We start from the raw sequence: 20124 nt of genomic DNA, 5'->3' as shown, positions 1-20124 counted from the left end.
CTAATAGATTTAGCGAACCATATCGTCGAACAGTAAACGATCTTCCTCAACGACTTGATTGTCTCGTACAGCTTGTTTTTTTTCCATTTCTATTCTATTGAAAATTCGTGCCATCCAAGCGCGAATTAATAACAACCCTCCCAAAACTAATAAAAAAGCGCAAATTGCCAAGATTTGTTGCCAAGCAATCTCCAGTGCTCCTCGAATAATAACTTCTCGCAGCACAGATACAATTGAAACTTCCACCGCTACTCCTACAGATATTCGTTGCTCTTTTAAATAAATAATCAGTAGCCGGAATAACTCTACCAAAATCAAAATAAATAAAATGTCAGAGGTAACTTTTTGGAATCCAAGCGGAACCAGCATAGAGAGAAATAGATCTCCTAGTCGAATGACCATAAAACAAAATAGAGCAATGGATAGTATGACTACGATGACATTCTGAATTGTTTCTAAACGCTGAATAACTTGCTCTAACTCAAACCACGGATGCCGTTGCTTATGCTGTCTATCAATGCTTGTAGACATAATGTTTTCTCCTATCTAAAGCGTTCTCCGCCAAAATTCAATCCAAGGGGCTTCTCAAAAACATATTGCTCTGCTTGTTATAGCAATTAATTTCTAAGAAATTGTACGCAGAATGTTACATATTTTGTTGTAATTTACTTGGTTTTGCTTCAAGCATGCATGACCGCAATTATAATTGCATTTGAGTTTCTAAATAATGCTAAAATTACTTTAGTTATTTAAGGAGGAAAATAAAGAAAACCCCTCTATCTGCTAGAATCTTAACAGTTTTAAACTAAAAGGTAGCGGCAGTATGTTGCTACAAAATTCACAATCCTAGCTGACACAAAATAATAACTCCTTAGTCGATTTAGCATGTTTCTTCCTGATTGTTGCCTGGCTTACACTTGGCTAAAAACAGCGTTCTTTACACAACTCAACAATATTTGAATTACCCGAGAAAAACAATTCCTTTGATAAACTCTCATCTTTGAATAATGAGGTAGTAAATGTAGCGCATTGGTATGGCTAGATAGACCTGTAAGAGCTTCGATTTGCAAGTATACCAAACTAAAGCAACGAGAATTTTGAGGAAAACAAAGCCATGATTAATGTTGTACGTCGCAGCCAAATACTTGGTTTAATGGAATTAGACAGTGCCACTGCCTCTCGGTTCGGTACAGTTGAAGAGGTTTGGATTGACGATCGCGGTCAGGTAGTTTACCTAGGCACCAGCGAAGGATATACGCCGCTCGAACAAGTGTCTGTTATTGGTCCTGATGCGGTATTAACTTACAGCCCTACACTCTTGCCTCAAACCGCGCTCAATCTCCGCCGCCTGTACCGATTGCCAGTCCGCTTGTCGATGACAGATGCTTTGGGATGGGTAGAAGATTTTTTGTTTGATTGGGAGACTGGCAACATCGCTGCATTTATCTTGAGTGGAGATATTGCCGCTCCTTTTGGCGGACGGGCAGTGTTGTATCCAGAAGATGTGGAAGTCATTGAAGCAGAAGCGGTCGTGCTACGTGAAGGGGCGCAAGAACGCCTCAAGAGCGAACCAGAAGGACTGAAGGGGTTTTTGAGCGAAAAATCGCAACAGGTTAAAAACTTGGTCAAGACGATCGCACACCGCCTTCAATCGCTAGTATCACCTCACGATCGACCAGAAGTCGTGCGCGTGAAGATAAAAGAAGTAAGTGACGAACTTGCAGCGTCTGGACAGCACGATAAAAATGCCTTGCAACAAGCAACCGAGTTTCTGCAAGACGAATGGGAAAGCTTTCAGCAGAGTCTCAACCGAGCAAGCGAGCGTGTCAAACGCGCCCTCGATGCTGCATGGAACCGCACTAGCAAAAAATCATAAAAGCTATTGCTGAGGCGATTTCCTGTTATCCAAAGGCAGAACGCAATATTATCCAAATCCAACGAGGGGTTGGGCATCACTGTGCCTAAGATTTTCTGCTGCTATTCCTGTGACAAAAATGCAGGACATGCAATCTTTATAAATTGCGTACAGCATGAATTTCACCGGGATGAATAACAGTAAGGCTGCCTGCGGGAGCTGAATAGTACATTCTACAGTAGTAGAACTCTCGTGCTAAACTGCTGTTGATTCACCTAGTATTCTTCATAACTCTTAGCAAAGATGCCGCTAACTTTGCTGCGTAACAGTATTCCTCATCGTTACGCTGTTGTTATAGCCCTAGTCAGTAAAGTTAGGACATTGTAGAAGCTTATAACGATCCCTCTGAGGGGGGTTAACCCCGATCTCTGACCTCTGACCCCTGCTATACCTTGAAGAAAGTTTTGCCTTTTGCGATCGCTATCGGCTGATATAAGCAAGCTAATTCTTCTGAGAATTCCCTCGCCTAATCTCAAAAAGAATATGCTTGTCGTACGCTAAGTATTTACATCTTCCTTAGCAAACTAAGTGTAGAGTTATGTGCTTGCACAAACTCCACATATCTAGATCAGAAATAGGGTGGATACCATCTGGCTCCACCTACGCAATTACACTCGAATCGTACTCTGAACGCGTCCATTTTGGGCAAAACGCTCGGCAAGGATTTGCTGATAAACTGCTTCGTAACCATCCGTCATGCGCTGCACGCTGAAGTTTTTGACGACATGCTCTCGACAAACAAAACGATTCAACTGCGGTGCTTTATCGATCGCTGCAATGCACTCATCAATCGTTCGACACAAAAAGCCTGTCTGTCCGCGAACAATGATTTCTGGTGTCGAGCCGAGTTCCATAGCAATTACTGGCGTTCCTGTTGCCATTGACTCAATCATTACTAAGCCAAACGGTTCGCGCCAAGTAATCGGAAACAGGGTAGCGACTGCACCGCCCATCAGTTCGCATTTTTGAGCGTGGTTCGCCTCGCCAAGATACTCAATCTGTTTGCCATCTATGTGAGGTTTGATTTCGCGCTCAAAGTAGTCGCGATCGACGACATCTATCTTACCTGCCATTTTCAAGCGCCAACCAGAACGCTTGGCGATTTCGATTGCTATATGCGGTCCTTTTTCTGGAGATAGTCGCCCCAGAAACGCTAAATAAGGAGGATCTTGCGATCGCGGGTAAAATTCGTAGTTATTTAAGTCAATACCGTTGTAGACTGTAGCGATATAGTTCAGATTTAGTTTTGGTTCCCGCTGGGCGTTAGAGATACTGACGAAAGGCTGATGGCGGGCATGCATAAATAACTTCTCATTGTCCGGAGTAAAAACGCCATGCAGCGTGTGGACAGTAGGCGTTTTCACCAGATTAGCGTAAGGCAACGCGGCATGACCCATGTGAGAGTGAATAATGTCAAACTCTGATGCTCGCTCGTACACCTTACTCAGTTGTAGCATTGCATAGACATCATACTCCTTGACTGTGGTATCTAGGCGCAGTGCTTGGGGATGGACGGATTCTAGTTTAGCAAGCGTAATCGAATCTCCACTCGCAAACAAGGTGACTTCATGTCCGCGCCTGACAAGCTCATCGGTAAGCAATCCAACAACTAGTTCAATTCCTCCATAGGCTGGAGGTGGGACTCGCTCCCACAACGGAGCTACTTGGGCAATCCGCATTGCACGTTCCTCCTGTTGCAAATCTGGGTAAAATTAGATCGAGAACGCTCTTTAGCTACTCTTCAATACTCATTAAGTAAACACAGCTCAATTCCGGCAGCAGGCTTCACTACCACTAGTCTTGCAGTCTTCACGATTAACCATCAAAGCTTTTTCTTTTTTTGTACTTATAAAAAAAATTCATAGAAGATTCTAATCAAATTTAATAAAAACTTTAGAGTTTTGAAAATTCCCTAGCAGTACGGAGATCCGAAAAATATTTTGTTCGGAAAACTACACACGAAAGTAGCTTGCCATTTCGCAAATTCCTTCGCTAGATTAGCACCTAGATATGGAGAGTGCTAATCCAAATCTAAATGATGACATCTGGTAAAGGTGCTTCTGTTACCTGCTCAATTAGATACTCTGAAAAGGTGTATTCCTCTATTTCTTTGAGAAGAACAGGTGACAAATCACCAAAACGCAGATGTCGAAAAGCAGCAACTTGAGATAGTCTTTCAACCTCACTATAAATTTTTAGTATTTAACTCATCACGTTGTTTGGTTGAAAGGTCAAATGTATTAAACCTGCTATCCCTAAATTCACTTGAAACTCAAGATTGTTGTAGAGGTGAAAATCTATGATGATCCGGCGTTGGCAACCAATAGAAGCAATGGAAAACCTGCGTCGTCAAATTGACCAAGTATTTGATGAGTTCAGATTAAGTAACGAGTATTCTAATTGGGTACCAGCAGTTGAGTTGCAGGATACCCCAGAGAATCTCATTTTGCGAGCACTACTTCCTGGTATCGATCGCAACGATATCGATATTCAAGTAACCCGCGACACTGTCTCAATCGCAGGGGAGCGTCATTATCCCGCAGGTGCTGAAGATCGAGGCTACTTCCGTTCTGAATTTCCTTACGGCAAGTTTCATCGGGTTGTGTCGCTGCCTTTACCCGTACAGCACGAGCAAGCTAACGCACAGTTCTCTAATGGGATCCTGACCTTAATTTTACCTAAGTCGGAAGAGTATCGTCATCGGGTTGTCAAAATCAACCTCGGCGAGATGGCATCAGCAGCACCAACGACTACTTTAGAAGCTTCTAGTGAGTCAATGTCAAGCGAGAGCAGCGCTGCTATGGCAACTGCTACTTGATGTAATCATCAAAGTCAGCGTTTTGGGGCTGGAAGCGACAGGGAAGCGCTTGAGTTTTTGTCAAACCAATCCTTGTGTAGAATCCTAACTTGCCCAGCCCCGGTGCGATGAGAGTGAGTCACTTTGGGAAAACTTGACATTTAAAGTAAGAAGGGAAAATAGAAAATGGCAACTGTAGCTTTAAGCGTTTCTACGGTAAAACCGCTTGGCGATCGCGTATTCGTGAAAGTACACGAAGCCGAAGAAAAAACTGCTGGTGGCATTCTTCTACCTGACACTGCAAAAGAAAAGCCCCAAATCGGAGAAGTCGTTGCGGTTGGTCCTGGCAAACGGAATGACGATGGTTCGCGCCAAACGATGGAAGTTCAAATTGGCGATAAAGTCCTTTACTCCAAATATGCCGGAACCGACATCAAGCTAGGTAGCGAAGAATACGTTCTGCTTTCAGAAAAGGACATTCTAGCAACGCTTGCTTAAAAGTTGAGAGTGAGAAGTTTCCAGCTTCTAACTCGCTGTTGATTAAGTCATAAAACTCCGTAAGTCGTCTTCAGCATCAAAATTCTTGAGTTCTGGAGGAAATTCATGGCTAAGCAAATTGTTTATGACGAACAGGCACGTCGTGCTCTAGAGAAAGGAATGGATATTTTAGCAGAAGCTGTAGCCGTTACCCTTGGTCCTAAAGGGCGCAACGTGGTTCTAGAGAAGAAATTTGGTGCACCCCAGATTATTAATGATGGCGTGACGATCGCTAAAGAAATTGAACTCGAAGACCATATTGAAAACACCGGTGTATCCCTCATTCGCCAAGCAGCTGCAAAAACCAATGATGCAGCGGGCGACGGAACTACTACAGCGACGGTTCTAGCGCATGCGATGGTGAAGGCGGGACTGCGTAATGTAGCCGCCGGCGCTAATCCCATTGCACTGAAACGAGGAATCGATCGAGCTACTCATTACTTACTCGATCGCATCTCCGAACACGCTAAACCTGTCAATGACTCGAAGGCGATCGCCCAAGTTGCTGCAATCAGTGCAGGTAACGACGAAGAAGTCGGTCAGATGATTGCCGATGCGATGGATAAAGTCGGTAAAGAGGGCGTGATTTCCCTTGAAGAAGGGAAGTCGATGACCACCGAACTTGAAATCACCGAAGGTATGCGCTTTGATAAAGGCTATATCTCGCCTTACTTCGCTACCGATACTGAGCGGATGGAAGCATCTTTAGAAGAGCCGTACGTCCTGCTTACAGATAAGAAAATTACCTTGGTACAAGACTTAGTACCAGTGCTAGAGCAAGTGGCGCGGAGTGGTAAGCCGCTGCTGATTATTGCCGAAGACATCGAAAAAGAAGCCTTGGCTACTTTGGTGGTGAACAAGCTGCGTGGTGTCCTCAACGTTGCTGCGGTAAAAGCTCCTGGCTTTGGCGATCGCCGCAAAGCGATGCTCGAAGATATTGCTGTACTCACTGGCGGTCAAGTGATTACAGAAGACGCTGGTTTGAAGCTAGAAAACGTCAAGCTGGAGATGCTGGGCAAAGCCCGTCGTGTCACGATTACGAAAGAGCACACCACGATTGTTGCTGAGGGCAACGAAAAGGCAGTTAAGGCGCGTTGCGAACAAATCCGCCGTCAAATCGAAGAAACTGATTCTTCCTACGATAAGGAAAAACTGCAAGAGCGCCTTGCGAAACTCGCTGGTGGTGTTGCCGTAGTGAAAGTAGGTGCAGCGACAGAAACCGAAATGAAAGACCGCAAGCTGCGCTTAGAAGATGCGATCAACGCAACCAAAGCTGCTGTGGAGGAAGGCATCGTTCCTGGTGGCGGTACAACTTTGGTACACTTAGCTCCACAATTGGAAAATTGGGCAGCGGATCACTTACAAAGTGAAGAACTCATTGGTGCGATGATTGTTACTCGCGCTTTGTATGCTCCGCTCATCCGCATTGCAGAAAATGCTGGTCAAAACGGTGCGATTATCGCAGAGCGTCTCAAGGAGAAAGAGTTTAATGTTGGCTATGATGCTGCGAACGATCGCTTCGTTGATATGTTTGAAGCTGGTATCGTTGACCCCGCTAAGGTGACGCGCAGCGCGCTACAGAACGCAGCTTCGATTGCTGGTATGGTACTAACGACTGAGTGCATTGTTGTAGACAAACCAGAACCTCCCAAAGCTAAATCACCTGCTGGTGCTGGCATGGGTGGCGAAGATCTCGATTACTAATTATTACTGAACATTCCATCTAGACGAAAACAGCAATGCAGTCGTCGTGCTGTCACTAGAAAGTTGAAAATAGGGGAAAACTTAATCTTCCCCTTCTTCTAACAAAGCGTTCTCATTTGTGAGTTGGTGTGAGGAGTTTTCACAAATTTGTTCTCAACTGACTGCGTATAGCAATTGTAGCGAGGAAGCTCAGACGCTATAAAACACATAAGTGAGGCGAACTATGAAGACTTTTAATCTCCAACGTCCAAACAAGTTTATCCTTTGGCTTGCTACTTTTATGTTTCTTGGAGCTTATTGGAGCGCGGTTAATTTAATGTTCTAGTCGCTCTAGGTGAATTGATGGGTAGACGTTGAGTCTAACTCAATTTTCTCCAGGATTGGGTAATGTTAGAAGTTTTACCTTGTTTGGAAAGGTGAACTTTCGCATTACCCTAATTGGCTTTTTTGGCGCTTATATTCGTACTTGTTGCAAATCCTAATTATTGTCCTGGCGATCGCAAACGCGGTAGCTCATTTATACTATTGGCTCAATAAAACTTTTTGTATCCATTACGATCTGAAAAAACAAAAGTTGAAGTGCCTAAGATGGGGGATTCACGAGGCGATCGCACTTGATGCTCAACATCTGCTGCTATTTGCTAAAGACTCTATAAATCGGAGGTCGCTTTTTTATGTCAGTCTCTAAACAACGCTTTCCACCACTGCGCCAAATTGCTAACTATGTTTTTACTGCTCTTTTGAGTATTGCCTTGACTTTGCTTGCAGTACGGGTCTTTCCTACACCATTAATTGCCAACTATCTCGTCAATACTCCTGAGGTGCAAGCAGTTGCGTCTGAGGTGCAATCCGACGACAATAACCGCAGCTTTGTGACTACTGCTGTCAATCGAGTTGGACCGGCTGTAGTGCGAATCGACACCGAGCGCACGATTGCAACAAATTACCCCGATCCCTTCTTTGACGACCCTTTCTTTCGCCGTTTCTTCGGCGAGGACATTTTTCCTAGACTGCCACAAGAGTATCACCTGCGGGGGCAGGGGTCAGGCTTTATTATTGACCGCAACGGTATGATACTCACCAACGCTCATGTTGTCAGCGGTGCCGACACAGTGAAAGTGACGCTCAAGGATGGGCGCAGCTTTAGAGGAGATGTTCGGGGAATTGACGAACCTTCAGACTTAGCCGTCGTCAAAATTGACGGACAAAACCTGCCTACAGCTCCCTTGGGAAATTCGCAGTCAGTGCAGGTAGGAGACTGGGCGATCGCGGTTGGTAACCCTTTAGGTTTAGACAATACTGTAACTTTAGGAATTATCAGTACCCTCAATCGTTCCAGCGCTCAGGCAGGTATACCTGACAAGCGTCTAGACTTCATACAAACTGATGCCGCAATCAATCCTGGTAACTCTGGCGGTCCACTTTTGAATGCTCGCGGCGAAGTCATTGGCATCAACACCGCGATTCGCGCAGAAGCTCAAGGAATTGGGTTTGCGATTCCGATTGATAAAGCCAAGGCAATTAAAGACGCACTCGCTCGCGGCGAAAAAATCCCTCACCCTTACATTGGGATTCGGATGCTGACGCTTACCCCAGAGTTAGCGAAACAGTCAAACCGCGACCCCAATACGCCTTTCACCGTACCAGAAATTAGAGGAGTGCTTGTAGTACAAGTCATGCCTTCAAGTCCAGCTGCTGCGGCAGGCTTGCGCCGAGGGGATGTCATTGTCGAAATCGATGGCAAACCTGTAACGACGGCTGAACAGTTACAAGTCGCAGTCGAAAACAGCCGTATTGGTCAACCATTGCGGTTTCAAGTGCAACGCGGCGAACAAATCTTGTCATTAACTGTTCGTCCAGGAGAGTTACAGGATGCACCTCGTCTGTAAAAGGTCAACATAATTAAGCAGACAAAACTTGAGTTCTTAATTGACAATTAACTACAAGGGCAGGCTGTCATCCTGTGGCAACGCAAAAAAGCCGGAGGATTAACCACCCCCTATTTGAGAGGACTTTTTAGCCCTGATAGCTTCTACTTGCCAATGACAACAACAGTTTCTACCTCAAGGGTGCTACAGCCCCAACGATTCAAACCTCCTTCTATAAGCGATCGCCTGACGAGTCTTCTCAATCGTCTACAACCATCGTCAGAAGTTTTAGCGATCGCTTCTGCTCTGTTAATTGGGGGTGGTTCAGGGTTAGCGATCGTCTTGTTCAAATACTCTATCGAGCTTTGCCAAAGCCTAACGTTTAAAACCCTCATGGGGCAAATGTTGGTTTGGGGAAGCTGGACATTAGCCTTTATTCCTATCTTAGGCGGCTTGGTTGTTGGATTTCTGCGTTGGCGTTTTCCAGACTTTTTAGGGCAAGAGTTTTCTGCGCTACTTAGTAGCACTAGGGTACAGAAAATTTCACCGCTGCGACCTGCAATCAAACTATTAGCAGCTGCTGTCTCTTTAGGAACAGGAGCTTCTTTGGGTCCTGAAGGACCGAGCGTGGAGCTTGGCTCAAATATCGGCATTCTGTTGGGGCAATCGTTTCAAGTTTCCAAAGATCGATATCGATTGCTGATTGGTGCAGGTGCAGCAGCAGGTTTAGCCGCGGGCTTTAATGCGCCCATTGCTGGAGTTTTCTTTGCGCTAGAGGTCGTTCTTGGCACCGCATTTACAACACCAGCCGCCAGCCTCATCTTGCTGTCTGCAGTGATTTCTGCGCTGATTGCTCAGACTCTCTTGGGCATTCACCCTGCATTCGAGCTACCTGTCTATCAAGTTTTAAGTCATTGGGAATGGATATATTACGTTGGCTTAGGATTGCTGGCTAGCGTTGTTTCCACCATTTACACCCAAGCGATCAAATTAGTTCAGGCGTGTTTCCAAGGGGAAGTGGTGGGTTTTGCTTGGCTGGGAAAGCTTCCTAAAGCACTGCATCCTGTTGTTGGCGGTGCTTGCATTGGCGTTATAGCGCTGCAATTGCCTCAAATTCTAGGAATTGGCTACGGAGTGCTCGAAGCTATTCTGTGCGGCGATCGCTTTCCCTTGTCATTGTTAGGTGTGTTACTCGTAGCAAAACTGATCGCGACATCGATTAGTTTGGGCAGTGGCTTAGTTGGGGGAGTTTTTGCTCCGGCAATGTTTTTAGGAGCGTGCCTAGGAGCAATCTACGGAAATTGCTTGCTCGCGATCTTACCTCCTGAACTGTCAGAAATTGCTCCACCTCCTGCGTATGCCATGGTAGGAATGGCAGCCGTATTAGCTGGCAGCGTCAAAGCTCCTCTTACCTCGATTCTCTTACTATTTGAATTGACGCAGAATTACCTAATTGTTTTACCCTTGATGGCAGCTGTTGGGGTCAGTGTTTGGGGTGTGGAATTGTTCAAATCTAGCCAAGCAATTCAGGGATTGAACCTACAGCAGATGGGCGTAAACTTGCAACCCCAGAATGAATTTGAGGTATTGCAGCAAGTGTCAATTGCAGTTGTGATGGAGCGATCGTATCTAGCACTGCCAGCATCAATGTCATTGCTGCAGGCAGGAAAGACAATGCTTCAAAATAAATGCCATACTGCTTTAGTCCTAGATGAAACTGAGCAACTGCTTGGAATTGTAACCCTAGCTGATATTAGACGGGCAGTCGTCCAAACTGCCAGTGAATCGCATCAAAAGAATGAAATTACCCAAACCCTTAACGACATTTGTACCGCAGAGGTTCTCTATGCTTACGAAGATGAGCCGGTCTTAGAAGCATTAGAGCGAATGGGAGCCAGAGGACTTTATCTGTTACCTGTCGTGGCACGGGATAATCCTCGAAAAGTTTTAGGTGTCATTGAGCAACATCGAATTGCCTTGGCTAGCAATTTAGCAATGACAGAAGCCGCGCTTCAACCTTATTTAGCAAATAGTTAGTGGAAGATGACCGCGTTGCCTAAAATACTGGAACATGTAGATAAACAAAAACTTCACTGTTCCATAACGAGCGCTGCCGCCATATCAAGTCTTATTTAGCGGTAGCATGATCTTAATTGAGTCAACTTGCACTACAATTGGTAGCTTACTCTTACGATGAGCTTTTAATTTTAATTTATTTGCTTGGAAGGTGAAAATCCAAAGAGAGTTTCTAGTCAGTAACAAAATAATAAACCTAAGTAGTCTTCGGTAAGAATTACCTCGTTGACATACTAGCTATAAGTGACATTGCGTCTCCTTTATTTATAAACTCACTAGTAGATAAGGAAACTAACGGGTGATAGCTTGCCCAAGCCAAAGTAAAGCACTCAAGCCAATGCTCAGCAAAATGCAAGTAGTCAGGGGAAAATAGAAGGTAAAGTGCCCGTTTTGAATCAAAATATCTCCTGGTAAGCGACCAATAGGGAAGTTTTTCAGCGTCCCACCGCTAAGCCAAAGTAAGCCACCTAGAAGAAAAATGCCTAATCCAATAACAACAAGTGTTTTGCCCAATTCAGACATCATATCTGGGTCTCCTCTAAAGTTTGAGTCTTCGATTTGCCATAATAGTTAATTCAGGACTCTTGAAGATAATTGCCTGTGGATAAAATAATGCAATTTTTAAAGCTGACAGCGATGTCAAAGTATCTATGAGAAATAAGTAGGCGAACACAATCAGAAAAGATGTAGATTATAAAACTTATTTCGGTTTGAATTTGCAAAACGTTAGTTGCTAATTTTTAGTGCCGGAACTACCAGATTGCCAGTATCAAGAAAATTTTCCACAGCTGATGAGCGCCACTTCTAATCTAAAACAGGATGTAAGGAATTGCTTCTTCGCCATTCATGATTTGTGGGCAAAATACCAGTGTTCTGTATAGCGATCGCCACTGCAGTCGGCAGAAGAGCGAGTCCAATTTGGGCGATCGCTGCTAGAATTCCATCCTCAATACATTGACAGCAATACAGTTGCTAACTAGTGGATGCGGATTGCCAAGTTGAAACTAAGATTTAGAACGCGTTAGCGCTGCCCAAGCAGCTTTCGCTGCATCACCAAGGCGATCGCCTAATTGATGAATTTCATTTACAATTGACTGCCAGTTTTGCTGCGTTTCTCGTTGAATGCGTTGTACCGATTGTTCGATGCGATCGGGAGCAATAAGTTGTGTTTGCGCGATCGCTTCTTTAGCTCGACGCACTGCCGATAGATAAGCCTCGCGAGTGAGTTCTTCAGCTGCTTGAATCTCTGCCTGGGCGCGCTTTTTGATTGCCTCTACCAGAGCTTTTGTTTCTTGTTTGAGATCGGCATCTTGTTCAGCTATTGCTTGTGCTTGTTCGACTAGAGCATCTGTCTCTGGACTAACAACAATACTAGATTGCTGGTTTTGAGTGTTTTCATTCATAATTTTAATCCTCCGCGCGGGATGCTAAGTGGAAAAACTGTACAGAGGAAATACACAAAAGAAGCTTGTTTAATTTGTTTAACTTTGAGCCGTGCGATAGGCACGTAATTGAGCTTTGAGTTGTGCAATTTCAGATGCCATATCCAACACCATTGCTGCACCTACCAGGTTCAAACCCAGATCGCGACGCAGTCGTTGAATTTTCACCACCCGAATCAGATCTTGGCGACGCAGCATCGATTCGGTAGGTTCAATCAGTCCGAGAGCGGCAAACCGCTCAAGCAGGGCAACGGAAGTTTTGGTAAAGTACGCAGCTTGCTCGAAGCTATAAAGGCGAACTTCCTTTTGTGGAGAAACTGCGATCGCGCCTCTTGGCAACGATACGACAAGAGACAAACTGGGGTTGGAACTCATAATTGTACCTCCGCTAACCCAGAACGGGGATTAAAACTGCTAGCTTGCCGTAATTTTTCATAACACTCTCGTTCTTTGGAACTGAGGTCTTTAGGGGTGACAATTTTCAGCCGCACCAGCAAGTCTGTCCGCTTGCCTTGAGGATCGCGCCAGCCCTTACCTCGCAACCGTAGAGTTTGTCCAGAGTCTACCCCGGAAGGAATAGTCATCGTCACCTTGCCATCGGGCGTGGGTACGTCAATTTGGGTGCCGAGTACTGCTTCCTCTGGACTGATCGGGATTTCACAGGTAATATTGTCACCTTCAAATCTGAAGAACCGGTGAGGTAATAACTCGATCGTCAGATACAAATCGCCTCGTTGCTGACTGAAGGGACTCATCTGCCCTTTACCTTTGACGCGGACGCGACTGCCGGATTTGGCTCCCGGAGGAATGCGAACGGTGATAGTTTCACTATCGATTTGGAGACGTTTTTGGGTGCCGTGAAACGCTTCGGCAAAGGTAAGCGCGATCGCGGCTTCTGTATCCTGTGTAGAAATATCAGTGAAGCGACTAAAAGGATCTTCACCGCCAAATTCTACATACCGGAAGCTCTCTGGTTCTGTGGTGGTGCGGTAGGTATACACTCGCCGTCCCGTGCGACGATCGCCGCGACCAAACCGTCCTAGCAGCTCATTAATGAAATCATCAAAGCTGCCGTACTGACCAAAATCCATCGTTTCAAAGCCAGCTGCGCCTGTCGGAGGAGCTGCACCAGCTGCGGCTTGCTTCCAGTATTGACCAAACTGATCGTATTTCTGGCGTTTTTCTGGGTCAGAGAGAACTTCGTGGGCTTCGTTGATTTCCTTAAACCGTGCTTCCGCCTCGCGATCGCCTGGATTGAGATCGGGGTGATATTTCCGCGCTAATTTCCGGTAGGCTTTCTTGATTTCCTCTGGCGTTGCAGTTTTACTTACGCCTAGAATTGCGTAATAGTCTTTAAAATCCGTTGCAGCCATCGACACCTCCTGAGATTAGAGTTGGATACTTAAGACGGGTGGCTCGCTTTCTGGAAAAGCTGAAGTAAACGGTACACTGCCGACGATCGGCAGTGCCTGCATTTACCGCACAAACACAGTAACTAGCAGCTTCTAGCCAGGCTCCCACCGATCGCCTGATATCTATCGACAAGTTCTAGTCGAAGTTCGAGGCTGTTGGCTGCAAATTTGCTGAACGCAGCGGGAATTGGGGTCAACTCCTGCATCTGAAGCTTTTCTGCCGCCTAAACTCGCAACTTAAATGTTTCACAGCTTACTTGTGTTCGACAAAGTCAGCATCGATGACATCGTCACCGCCTTTGCCGTTGGTAGAACTGCTACTGCTTGTGGAGGTGCTACCTGCTTGAGCATAAACGGCACTGCCAATCTGCATGAGGGCTTGTTGGATATCGTTAGTGAGCGATTTCATGCGGTCGTAGTTTTCTTGTGCGATCGCCTGCCGCAGGTCTTGGATCATACCTTCTAGACGAGTTTTGTCGGCACTTGGCACCTTGTCGCCCAAGTCTTTGAGTTGCTTCTCGGCTTGGTAGGCAACAGAATCTGCGGTGTTCTTTGTATCCACGCGATCGCGTCGTCTGCGGTCTTCTGCGGCATTGCGTTCTGCATCTTTGACCATGCGTTCAACCTCAGCTTTATCGAGCGTTGATGCACCTGTGATGGTAATTGATTGCTCTTTACCACTAGCTTTATCTTTTGCAGACACGGACAAAATGCCATTGGCATCAATGTCAAATGTCACCTCAATTTGCGGGATACCGCGCGGTGCTGGGGGAATGCCATCGAGCCGGAAGGTGCCCAGACTCTTGTTATCGGCTGCCATTTCCCGCTCGCCTTGCAAGACGTGAATTTCTACGTTCGTTTGCCCGTCGGCTGCCGTGGAAAAGATTTCGGATTTTTTGACGGGAATTGTCGTGTTGCGGGAAATGATTTTGGTCATCACGCCGCCCAACGTTTCTACACCTAGTGATAGGGGCGTCACGTCTAACAGCAAGATGTCTTTCACATCGCCTGCCAATACTCCCGCTTGAATTGCTGCACCTACTGCAACGACTTCATCTGGGTTCACGCCCTGGCACGGTTCTTTATTTGTGATTTGCCGTACCAATTGCTGTACAGCCGGAATGCGCGTTGAACCACCAACTAATACGACTTCATCAATGTCAGCAGCTGTGAGGTTAGCATCGCGCAGAGCCTGATTGACGGGTATCCGGCAGCGATCGAGCAAGTCACTGCACATTTGCTCAAACTGCGATCGCGTCAGCGTCATGTCTAGATGTTTAGGACCTTCTTGCGTTGCTGTGATGAAGGGCAAGTTAATGTTTGTTTGTGTTGCCCCTGACAGTTCAATCTTGGCTTTTTCGGCAGCTTCAGTAAGACGTTGCAAAGCTTGCTTATCTTTGCGCAGGTCAACACCTTCGTTGCGCTGAAATTCTGTTGCTAGCCAATCAACAATCTTTTTATCAAAGTCATCGCCACCCAAGTGGGTATCGCCACTGGTGGATTTCACCTCAAATACACCTTCACCCACTTCTAAGATGGACACGTCAAAAGTACCGCCTCCTAAGTCGAAGACTAAAATAGTCTCGTTGCTCTTTTTATCGAGTCCATAGGCTAGCGCCGCAGCAGTTGGTTCGTTGATGATTCGCAATACTTCAATTCCCGCAATGCGTCCGGCGTCTTTGGTAGCTTGCCGCTGTGAATCGTTGAAATATGCAGGAACAGTAATTACGGCTTGCTTGACGGGTTCGCCTATATATTTGCTCGCGTCATCTACTAGTTTTCGCAGTACCTCTGCTGAGATTTCTTCGGGAGCAAACTGTTTCTTGAGAATTGGGCAGTCGAGTTTGACGTTGCCGTTGCTATCGCGCAGCACCTTGTAAGAAACTTGTTTGGATTCGCCTGTGACTTCATCATACTTGCGCCCAATGAACCGCTTTACTGAATAAAACGTGTTTTCAGGGTTCATCACGGCTTGCCGTTTAGCAATTTGCCCTACCAACTTATCACCCGTTTTGGTATAAGCAACTACCGATGGAGTCGTACGGCTACCTTCAGCGTTAGCAATCACAACGGGGTGCCCGCCTTCCATGACGGCAACACAGGAATTTGTTGTTCCTAAGTCGATTCCAACGACTTTTGCCATCGTTAGTAACCTCCTGAAAATTCATCAATTGAATCTTGCTGAACTTGGTTTGGTCACTCCCACCCGATTTGTATGCAGAAAAATGCAGGTTATCTAAAATTGTGTCAACTCCTGATATCAATGCGGCATCCGATGACAAAAAAAATAATATTGGAAAAGCACCATCATTAAATACCAGTGTCTATCCATCAATAGTAAGACTTTGAAAAAGTGAAAGGGATCGGTTTTTCAGATGCGATAGGTTCCTGTTCCCGAACTCGCGATGCTTGTTCTACTGTAGAGATGAGGAAGTCCACAACGATGGATAAAGCTTATTTAGTCGCGAGTAAATTCGCTAAGTATTTATACAGCCAGTCTATTGAAGAGATTATTTCTAATCAACGACAGTACTGTAGCAATCTCTATGACAATAAGGGTACAGCATGGCTGGTTCTGTAGCGTTATTTTTATCGTTTATTATGCAACACCGTTAAAATCTTGCACTCCACTAGGATAATAAAGCAGGTAGTTTTGAATTTGAGGAGTATCGATCGTGCGTTCCAGAGCAATTGAAATGTTTCTTGCACTAGGGCTTGCTGCTACTGTTTCAGCTTGTAACGGTGGTACAACAACAACTCCTGGTGGTGAAGCGGGTGAAGTAGGAACACCACAACCAACACAAACGCAACCAACTCCTGGTGGAGAGGCTGGTGAAGCGGGTGAAGCTGGTGAAGGCGGCGAAAACTAACCGAAAATAACCAGCTGATGCAGGGCAGTTATCTTTGATACTTATGCATAATTGTCCTGCATAACATGTTAATGTCTGCGATCGCGCATTATATTCGCTATGATTTTATGTATCGATGTTCTTACTCCTGAAGAACTTGCACAAATCAACGCTAAACTGAAAGATGCTGAGTTTGTTGATGGTAAACTCACAGCGGGATGGCACGCAAAAGAAGTAAAAAATAATACGCAACTTTTAGGGAAAACCGCAATAACACAGGAATTGCGGTCAATCGTCGAGCAAGCACTACAACGCAATCAGTTGTTTCAAGCTGCGGTACATCCAAAAGCAATACGTCCCGTATTATTTAGTTGTTACGAGCCAGGGATGTACTACGGTTATCACATTGATAATGCATTAATGGGGACACCGTCAATGCGTTCAGATGTATCGTTAACTCTGTTTCTGAATCCTCCAGACACCTATGAAGGTGGCGAACTTGTCATTGAAACTTCATTAGGCGAACAGGCTTTTAAACTGGCTGCGGGTTCAGCGATCGCTTATCCTTCTACAACTTTACATCGCGTTGAAGTTGTGAAAACTGGAATTCGACTGGCTGCGGTAACCTGGATACAAAGCTTCATCCGCGATCCTGGCGAACGCGAGATTTTATTTGAGTTGAATACGGTCAAACAAGTTATGTATGAGAAATACGGTAAAACACCAGAATTCGATCTTATTTGTAAATCGCATGCAAACTTGCTTCGCAAATGGGTTGAGGTTTAATGTTATGGCAGGGGTCAGAGGTCAGGGTGAAAAGCCAACTAGAGAAGGTTTTTGAGCTTTTAGAATGTCATAACCTTCTGTTCGATTGCTATAGCAGCGATCGCGAATGAAAATAGTCAACTGCCCGATTGTCCAGACCATTGCTATTAGTCTTTCATCGTATCATCTTCGGCTAGATAACCAGATTATTGGTTATCTACTAGTGACTAGTCACCAGACACTCTTCACCTTTACTGACCGTTTTTGTTATCACTATTCAACTGGATGGAATATTACGGTTGTAGGGAAGTTTACTTAGGAGCATTGCTAGCGTGCAGTTTCCTGTGATTCCCGCAAATGTTAATCCTGCACCAACGAAGCCACTGAGAATTAAAAACCAGGGAGAAACGAATGCACCCAGTAAAGTGCCAAGTAAGACTAGCGATCCTGCAACAATTTGAACTTGTCGCATGAGGCTAATTGGTGCGTTTTTGTTTACTTCTGTGGGATAACCAGCTTGTTTCCAAGCTGTAAGTCCGCCTTCAAGATGAGTCACTTGCTCAACCCCGTTTGCAAGTAATTTTTGTGCAGCTTGCGCTGAACGATTGCCTGATTGACAATGTAAAACTAATTTTTTGTGAGTGTTTGTTGGTATTTGACTAATGTCAAATTTGGATAGAGGAAGGAGGATAGCACCAGGAATGTGTTCGCCTGCATATTCTGCTGGTTCGCGGACATCAATGAGATCGACTGTACCTGCGTCCAGCCAATGTTTTAAAGTTTGAGCGTCAACGGTTTGTAGGCGATCGCCTACTCTTTTAGTTGTAATCATAAATTTCTCCTAAGTGTATACAAGTTGAGCGTGTATTTTTATACTGCTAGTAAATTACCGCAGCGTTCGTTTGCGGGAACTGCTTCCATAATCTTTTGAGGATTAGGCAAGTTGAGATTATTCATAAACTCGATGAAACTATCGCGCGTGCGTCCTACAAATCGCGGGTTCCACTGCTTTTCTTCTCCAATCGTGGATACTGTGTGTCCGCGATAATCGTGTCCTGGATAAACTAACGTGTCGTCTGGTAAAGTGAATAGTCGCTGTGTTACCGAGTCGTACAACGTTCCTGCATTACCACTTTGAAAATCGGTGCGCCCACAACCGCGAATAAACAGTGCATCGCCGGTTAATAAATGCGTGTCGTTGATGAGATAGGCGAAGTGGCTATCGGTATGTCCAGGAGTTGCAATCGCCTGAATGCGAACATCACCAATCTGCAATGTTTCTCCGTCTCGAATAAAGCGATCTGCACAAGTTGCATTTGCGTTTTCGGGGACAACTCCCTGACAACCTGTGAGTTCGCGAAGTTTTGCAGTCCCCGTGATATGGTCAGCGTGAATGTGAGTTTCGAGACAATAGCGTAATGTTAGACCGAGTTCCTCAATCAGCTTGCGATCGCGCTCGACTTGCTCCACAACGGGATCGACAAGTACTGCGTCTTTTGATTGAGAGGCAATTAGATAAGTATAGGTTCCAGTATTTTGATCGAATAGTTGACGAAATAGCATCTGCGTTGACTCCGATTGTTGAGAATTCAGTACTGTGCGCCTAGATTATAAAAACCATTGGCAATATCTTTCGATCAATTATTATATTACTATATAGTAAACAAAAAAGACAAAAATAGCAACTTTACCATACTGGTAATTTTTGTACGTACTAACGCTGTATCAAGAGCGAAGCAAACTTAACTGCTCTAGTTGTTCGCTTTGCTGAGAGATTTGAGTTGAGAGTGCGTCACAAACCATCTCGCAAAGGTCAAATAAAATGGGATTAGCGATTTCGTAGTAAACGCATACACCCTGCTGCTCGCGGGAGACAATACCTGCTTGCGTAAGGATTCTTAGGTGCTTGGAGACGTTAGCTTGTCCTAACCCTGTTGCTTCAATTATCTCGCTGACATTTTTGGCTCCTGACTTGAGCGAGCAAACAATTTGCAAACGGCTCACTTCAGATAGAACCTTAAAGAACTCAGCGACTAGCCCTAACGCTGCTGGCGATAGCAAAGAGGTTTCATCTGTAATTTGCTTTGCTTTGCTTGATTGCTGTGTCATAGTAAATTAGAAATTGTTATATAGCCAATTACTCATATAATAACACGATTTTGATGCAGCGATCGCGTAAATCTCCACAACCGCAAGTTTAACCGCCTGGCTCGTTTGGTACGAACCTTACCTGAGATATATCTCACTATATGATTACATGGTGCAGGTTTAGCGTACGTTAAGTCAATCAGCGATCGCTGCCATAGTATAATTAGTAACGAGTGCTATTTACAATCCTGCGTTGCAGGAACGTAGCTAAACTGAATTTGTGGAGTGGGCGGTCGGGACATACCAGAACCACCACATTACTATGCACGTCTTAAGAAAGTAAACGCTAAAGGTGCTGAAGTGATGGTCTGCGTTCCTAGATTGCAACCATTAACACCGAAAGAATTTCAACACGCGATGCAACAACCAAACGTTACGGTAATCGATGCGCGTTCGATATTGCACTGGGTTCAGAGTTTTCCAACTAGCTAGACTAGACGATCGATCCTGACAAAACTGTGTTACTGGTTATGGAAAGCGAATGTGATGTAAAACTTGCGACTGAACATGGTTTCGCCTTGGGTACGCTCGTTTAGGTGGTTATCTGCATGATGGCATGACAACTTGGCGAATGTGGGTTCACCTTTACAGTACGTTGTTGAGCGGATAGT

At 45.2% G+C, this 20124-nt stretch carries 20 protein-coding genes; 9 read left to right on the top strand and 11 right to left on the bottom strand.

Going from position 1 to position 20124, the window contains the following annotated elements; genetic code table 11:
* Nucleotides 1-9: 9 nt before the first annotated feature.
* The gene (locus B1A85_RS14175; RefSeq protein ID WP_104547553.1) at nt 10-531 is read right to left on the bottom strand and encodes a phosphate-starvation-inducible PsiE family protein; all 522 of its coding nucleotides are present in this window, start codon (nt 529-531) and stop codon (nt 10-12) included.
* Between the two features lie 583 nt (nt 532-1114).
* On the opposite strand from B1A85_RS14175, the gene B1A85_RS14170 reads away from it, so the two are divergent.
* Nucleotides 1115-1876 carry a photosystem reaction center subunit H gene (locus tag B1A85_RS14170; protein WP_104547552.1) on the top strand — a complete coding sequence of 254 codons (762 nt, stop codon included), beginning with the start codon at nt 1115-1117 and terminating at the stop codon, nt 1874-1876.
* Nucleotides 1877-2523: 647 nt separating this feature from the next.
* On the opposite strand, the gene B1A85_RS14165 is transcribed toward B1A85_RS14170, so the two are convergent.
* Nucleotides 2524-3594 (bottom strand): glycosyltransferase family 4 protein, encoded by a 1071-nt coding sequence (locus B1A85_RS14165; protein WP_104547551.1) that lies wholly within the window; start codon nt 3592-3594, stop codon nt 2524-2526.
* 620 nt (nt 3595-4214) lie between these two features.
* On the opposite strand from B1A85_RS14165, the gene B1A85_RS14160 reads away from it, so the two are divergent.
* From B1A85_RS14160 to B1A85_RS14140, 5 genes are all read left to right on the top strand, one after another.
* Nucleotides 4215-4733: an Hsp20/alpha crystallin family protein gene (locus B1A85_RS14160; protein ID WP_104547550.1), complete on the top strand. Its 519-nt coding sequence runs from the start codon at nt 4215-4217 to the stop codon at nt 4731-4733.
* 165 nt (nt 4734-4898) lie between these two features.
* Nucleotides 4899-5210: a co-chaperone GroES gene (groES, locus tag B1A85_RS14155; RefSeq protein ID WP_104547549.1), complete on the top strand. Its 312-nt coding sequence runs from the start codon at nt 4899-4901 to the stop codon at nt 5208-5210.
* Nucleotides 5211-5315: 105 nt separating this feature from the next.
* Nucleotides 5316-6953 (top strand): chaperonin GroEL, encoded by a 1638-nt coding sequence (groL, locus tag B1A85_RS14150; RefSeq protein ID WP_104547548.1) that lies wholly within the window; start codon nt 5316-5318, stop codon nt 6951-6953.
* A 674-nt stretch (nt 6954-7627) separates the two neighbouring features.
* Complete coding sequence (locus tag B1A85_RS14145; RefSeq protein ID WP_104547547.1) at nt 7628-8842, top strand: HhoA/HhoB/HtrA family serine endopeptidase; 1215 nt, start codon at nt 7628-7630, stop codon at nt 8840-8842.
* A 153-nt stretch (nt 8843-8995) separates the two neighbouring features.
* Nucleotides 8996-10858, top strand: coding sequence for a chloride channel protein (locus B1A85_RS14140; RefSeq protein WP_104547546.1), 1863 nt, complete (start codon nt 8996-8998; stop codon nt 10856-10858).
* A gap of 330 nt (nt 10859-11188) precedes the next feature.
* Here the strand turns inward: B1A85_RS14140 and B1A85_RS14135 are convergent, their stop codons facing one another.
* The 6 genes from B1A85_RS14135 to dnaK form a co-directional block, all read right to left on the bottom strand.
* On the bottom strand, nt 11189-11422 hold the full coding sequence (locus B1A85_RS14135) for a DUF2905 domain-containing protein (protein ID WP_104547545.1): 234 nt from the start codon (nt 11420-11422) through the stop codon (nt 11189-11191).
* A 479-nt stretch (nt 11423-11901) separates the two neighbouring features.
* On the bottom strand, nt 11902-12300 hold the full coding sequence (locus tag B1A85_RS14130; RefSeq protein ID WP_104547544.1) for a hypothetical protein: 399 nt from the start codon (nt 12298-12300) through the stop codon (nt 11902-11904).
* Nucleotides 12301-12378: 78 nt separating this feature from the next.
* On the bottom strand, nt 12379-12714 hold the full coding sequence (locus tag B1A85_RS14125; RefSeq protein WP_104547543.1) for a chaperone modulator CbpM: 336 nt from the start codon (nt 12712-12714) through the stop codon (nt 12379-12381).
* Nucleotides 12711-13712 (bottom strand): DnaJ C-terminal domain-containing protein, encoded by a 1002-nt coding sequence (locus B1A85_RS14120; protein ID WP_104547542.1) that lies wholly within the window; start codon nt 13710-13712, stop codon nt 12711-12713. The genes B1A85_RS14125 and B1A85_RS14120 overlap by 4 nt, the downstream gene beginning before the upstream one ends.
* Nucleotides 13693-13884 (bottom strand): hypothetical protein, encoded by a 192-nt coding sequence (locus B1A85_RS23640; protein WP_146087183.1) that lies wholly within the window; start codon nt 13882-13884, stop codon nt 13693-13695. Before B1A85_RS23640 ends, B1A85_RS14120 begins: the two co-directional genes overlap by 20 nt.
* 120 nt (nt 13885-14004) lie before the next feature.
* On the bottom strand, nt 14005-15894 hold the full coding sequence (gene dnaK / locus B1A85_RS14115) for a molecular chaperone DnaK (RefSeq protein ID WP_104547541.1): 1890 nt from the start codon (nt 15892-15894) through the stop codon (nt 14005-14007).
* A 532-nt stretch (nt 15895-16426) separates the two neighbouring features.
* On the opposite strand from dnaK, the gene B1A85_RS14110 reads away from it, so the two are divergent.
* On the top strand, nt 16427-16621 hold the full coding sequence (locus B1A85_RS14110) for a hypothetical protein (protein WP_104547540.1): 195 nt from the start codon (nt 16427-16429) through the stop codon (nt 16619-16621).
* Nucleotides 16622-16720: 99 nt separating this feature from the next.
* On the top strand, nt 16721-17386 hold the full coding sequence (locus B1A85_RS14105; RefSeq protein ID WP_104547539.1) for a Fe2+-dependent dioxygenase: 666 nt from the start codon (nt 16721-16723) through the stop codon (nt 17384-17386).
* A 256-nt stretch (nt 17387-17642) separates the two neighbouring features.
* On the opposite strand, the gene B1A85_RS14100 is transcribed toward B1A85_RS14105, so the two are convergent.
* From B1A85_RS14100 to B1A85_RS14090, 3 genes are all read right to left on the bottom strand, one after another.
* Nucleotides 17643-18197, bottom strand: a complete 555-nt coding sequence (locus B1A85_RS14100; protein WP_104547538.1) for a rhodanese-like domain-containing protein — start codon at nt 18195-18197, stop codon at nt 17643-17645.
* A gap of 38 nt (nt 18198-18235) precedes the next feature.
* A complete protein-coding gene (locus tag B1A85_RS14095; protein WP_104547537.1) occupies nt 18236-18928 on the bottom strand; it encodes an MBL fold metallo-hydrolase in 693 nt (230 codons plus the stop codon).
* Between the two features lie 162 nt (nt 18929-19090).
* A complete protein-coding gene (locus B1A85_RS14090; RefSeq protein WP_104547536.1) occupies nt 19091-19474 on the bottom strand; it encodes a helix-turn-helix transcriptional regulator in 384 nt (127 codons plus the stop codon).
* Nucleotides 19475-19738: 264 nt separating this feature from the next.
* Between B1A85_RS14090 and B1A85_RS14085 the strand changes: the two genes are divergently transcribed.
* The gene (locus B1A85_RS14085) at nt 19739-19945 is read left to right on the top strand and encodes a hypothetical protein (protein ID WP_104547535.1); all 207 of its coding nucleotides are present in this window, start codon (nt 19739-19741) and stop codon (nt 19943-19945) included.
* Nucleotides 19946-20124: the final 179 nt, after the last annotated feature.

It is taken from the genome of Chroococcidiopsis sp. TS-821 (assembly GCF_002939305.1).
Taxonomy (GTDB): Bacteria; Cyanobacteriota; Cyanobacteriia; order Cyanobacteriales; family Chroococcidiopsidaceae; genus Chroogloeocystis.
Note: the sequence above shows the minus strand (reverse complement) of the source record. Positions and strands in the feature narration are given on the sequence as shown.

Coding starts and splice junctions, on each gene's coding strand:
- B1A85_RS14175 (WP_104547553.1), bottom strand. CDS start 531: ATGTCTACAAGCATTGATAGACAGCATAAGCAACGGCATCCGTGGTTT.
- B1A85_RS14170 (WP_104547552.1), top strand. CDS start 1,115: ATGATTAATGTTGTACGTCGCAGCCAAATACTTGGTTTAATGGAATTA.
- B1A85_RS14165 (WP_104547551.1), bottom strand. CDS start 3,594: ATGCGGATTGCCCAAGTAGCTCCGTTGTGGGAGCGAGTCCCACCTCCA.
- B1A85_RS14160 (WP_104547550.1), top strand. CDS start 4,215: ATGATGATCCGGCGTTGGCAACCAATAGAAGCAATGGAAAACCTGCGT.
- groES (WP_104547549.1), top strand. CDS start 4,899: ATGGCAACTGTAGCTTTAAGCGTTTCTACGGTAAAACCGCTTGGCGAT.
- groL (WP_104547548.1), top strand. CDS start 5,316: ATGGCTAAGCAAATTGTTTATGACGAACAGGCACGTCGTGCTCTAGAG.
- B1A85_RS14145 (WP_104547547.1), top strand. CDS start 7,628: ATGTCAGTCTCTAAACAACGCTTTCCACCACTGCGCCAAATTGCTAAC.
- B1A85_RS14140 (WP_104547546.1), top strand. CDS start 8,996: ATGACAACAACAGTTTCTACCTCAAGGGTGCTACAGCCCCAACGATTC.
- B1A85_RS14135 (WP_104547545.1), bottom strand. CDS start 11,422: ATGATGTCTGAATTGGGCAAAACACTTGTTGTTATTGGATTAGGCATT.
- B1A85_RS14130 (WP_104547544.1), bottom strand. CDS start 12,300: ATGAATGAAAACACTCAAAACCAGCAATCTAGTATTGTTGTTAGTCCA.
- B1A85_RS14125 (WP_104547543.1), bottom strand. CDS start 12,714: ATGAGTTCCAACCCCAGTTTGTCTCTTGTCGTATCGTTGCCAAGAGGC.
- B1A85_RS14120 (WP_104547542.1), bottom strand. CDS start 13,712: ATGGCTGCAACGGATTTTAAAGACTATTACGCAATTCTAGGCGTAAGT.
- dnaK (WP_104547541.1), bottom strand. CDS start 15,894: ATGGCAAAAGTCGTTGGAATCGACTTAGGAACAACAAATTCCTGTGTT.
- B1A85_RS14105 (WP_104547539.1), top strand. CDS start 16,721: ATGATTTTATGTATCGATGTTCTTACTCCTGAAGAACTTGCACAAATC.
- B1A85_RS14100 (WP_104547538.1), bottom strand. CDS start 18,197: ATGATTACAACTAAAAGAGTAGGCGATCGCCTACAAACCGTTGACGCT.
- B1A85_RS14095 (WP_104547537.1), bottom strand. CDS start 18,928: ATGCTATTTCGTCAACTATTCGATCAAAATACTGGAACCTATACTTAT.
- B1A85_RS14090 (WP_104547536.1), bottom strand. CDS start 19,474: ATGACACAGCAATCAAGCAAAGCAAAGCAAATTACAGATGAAACCTCT.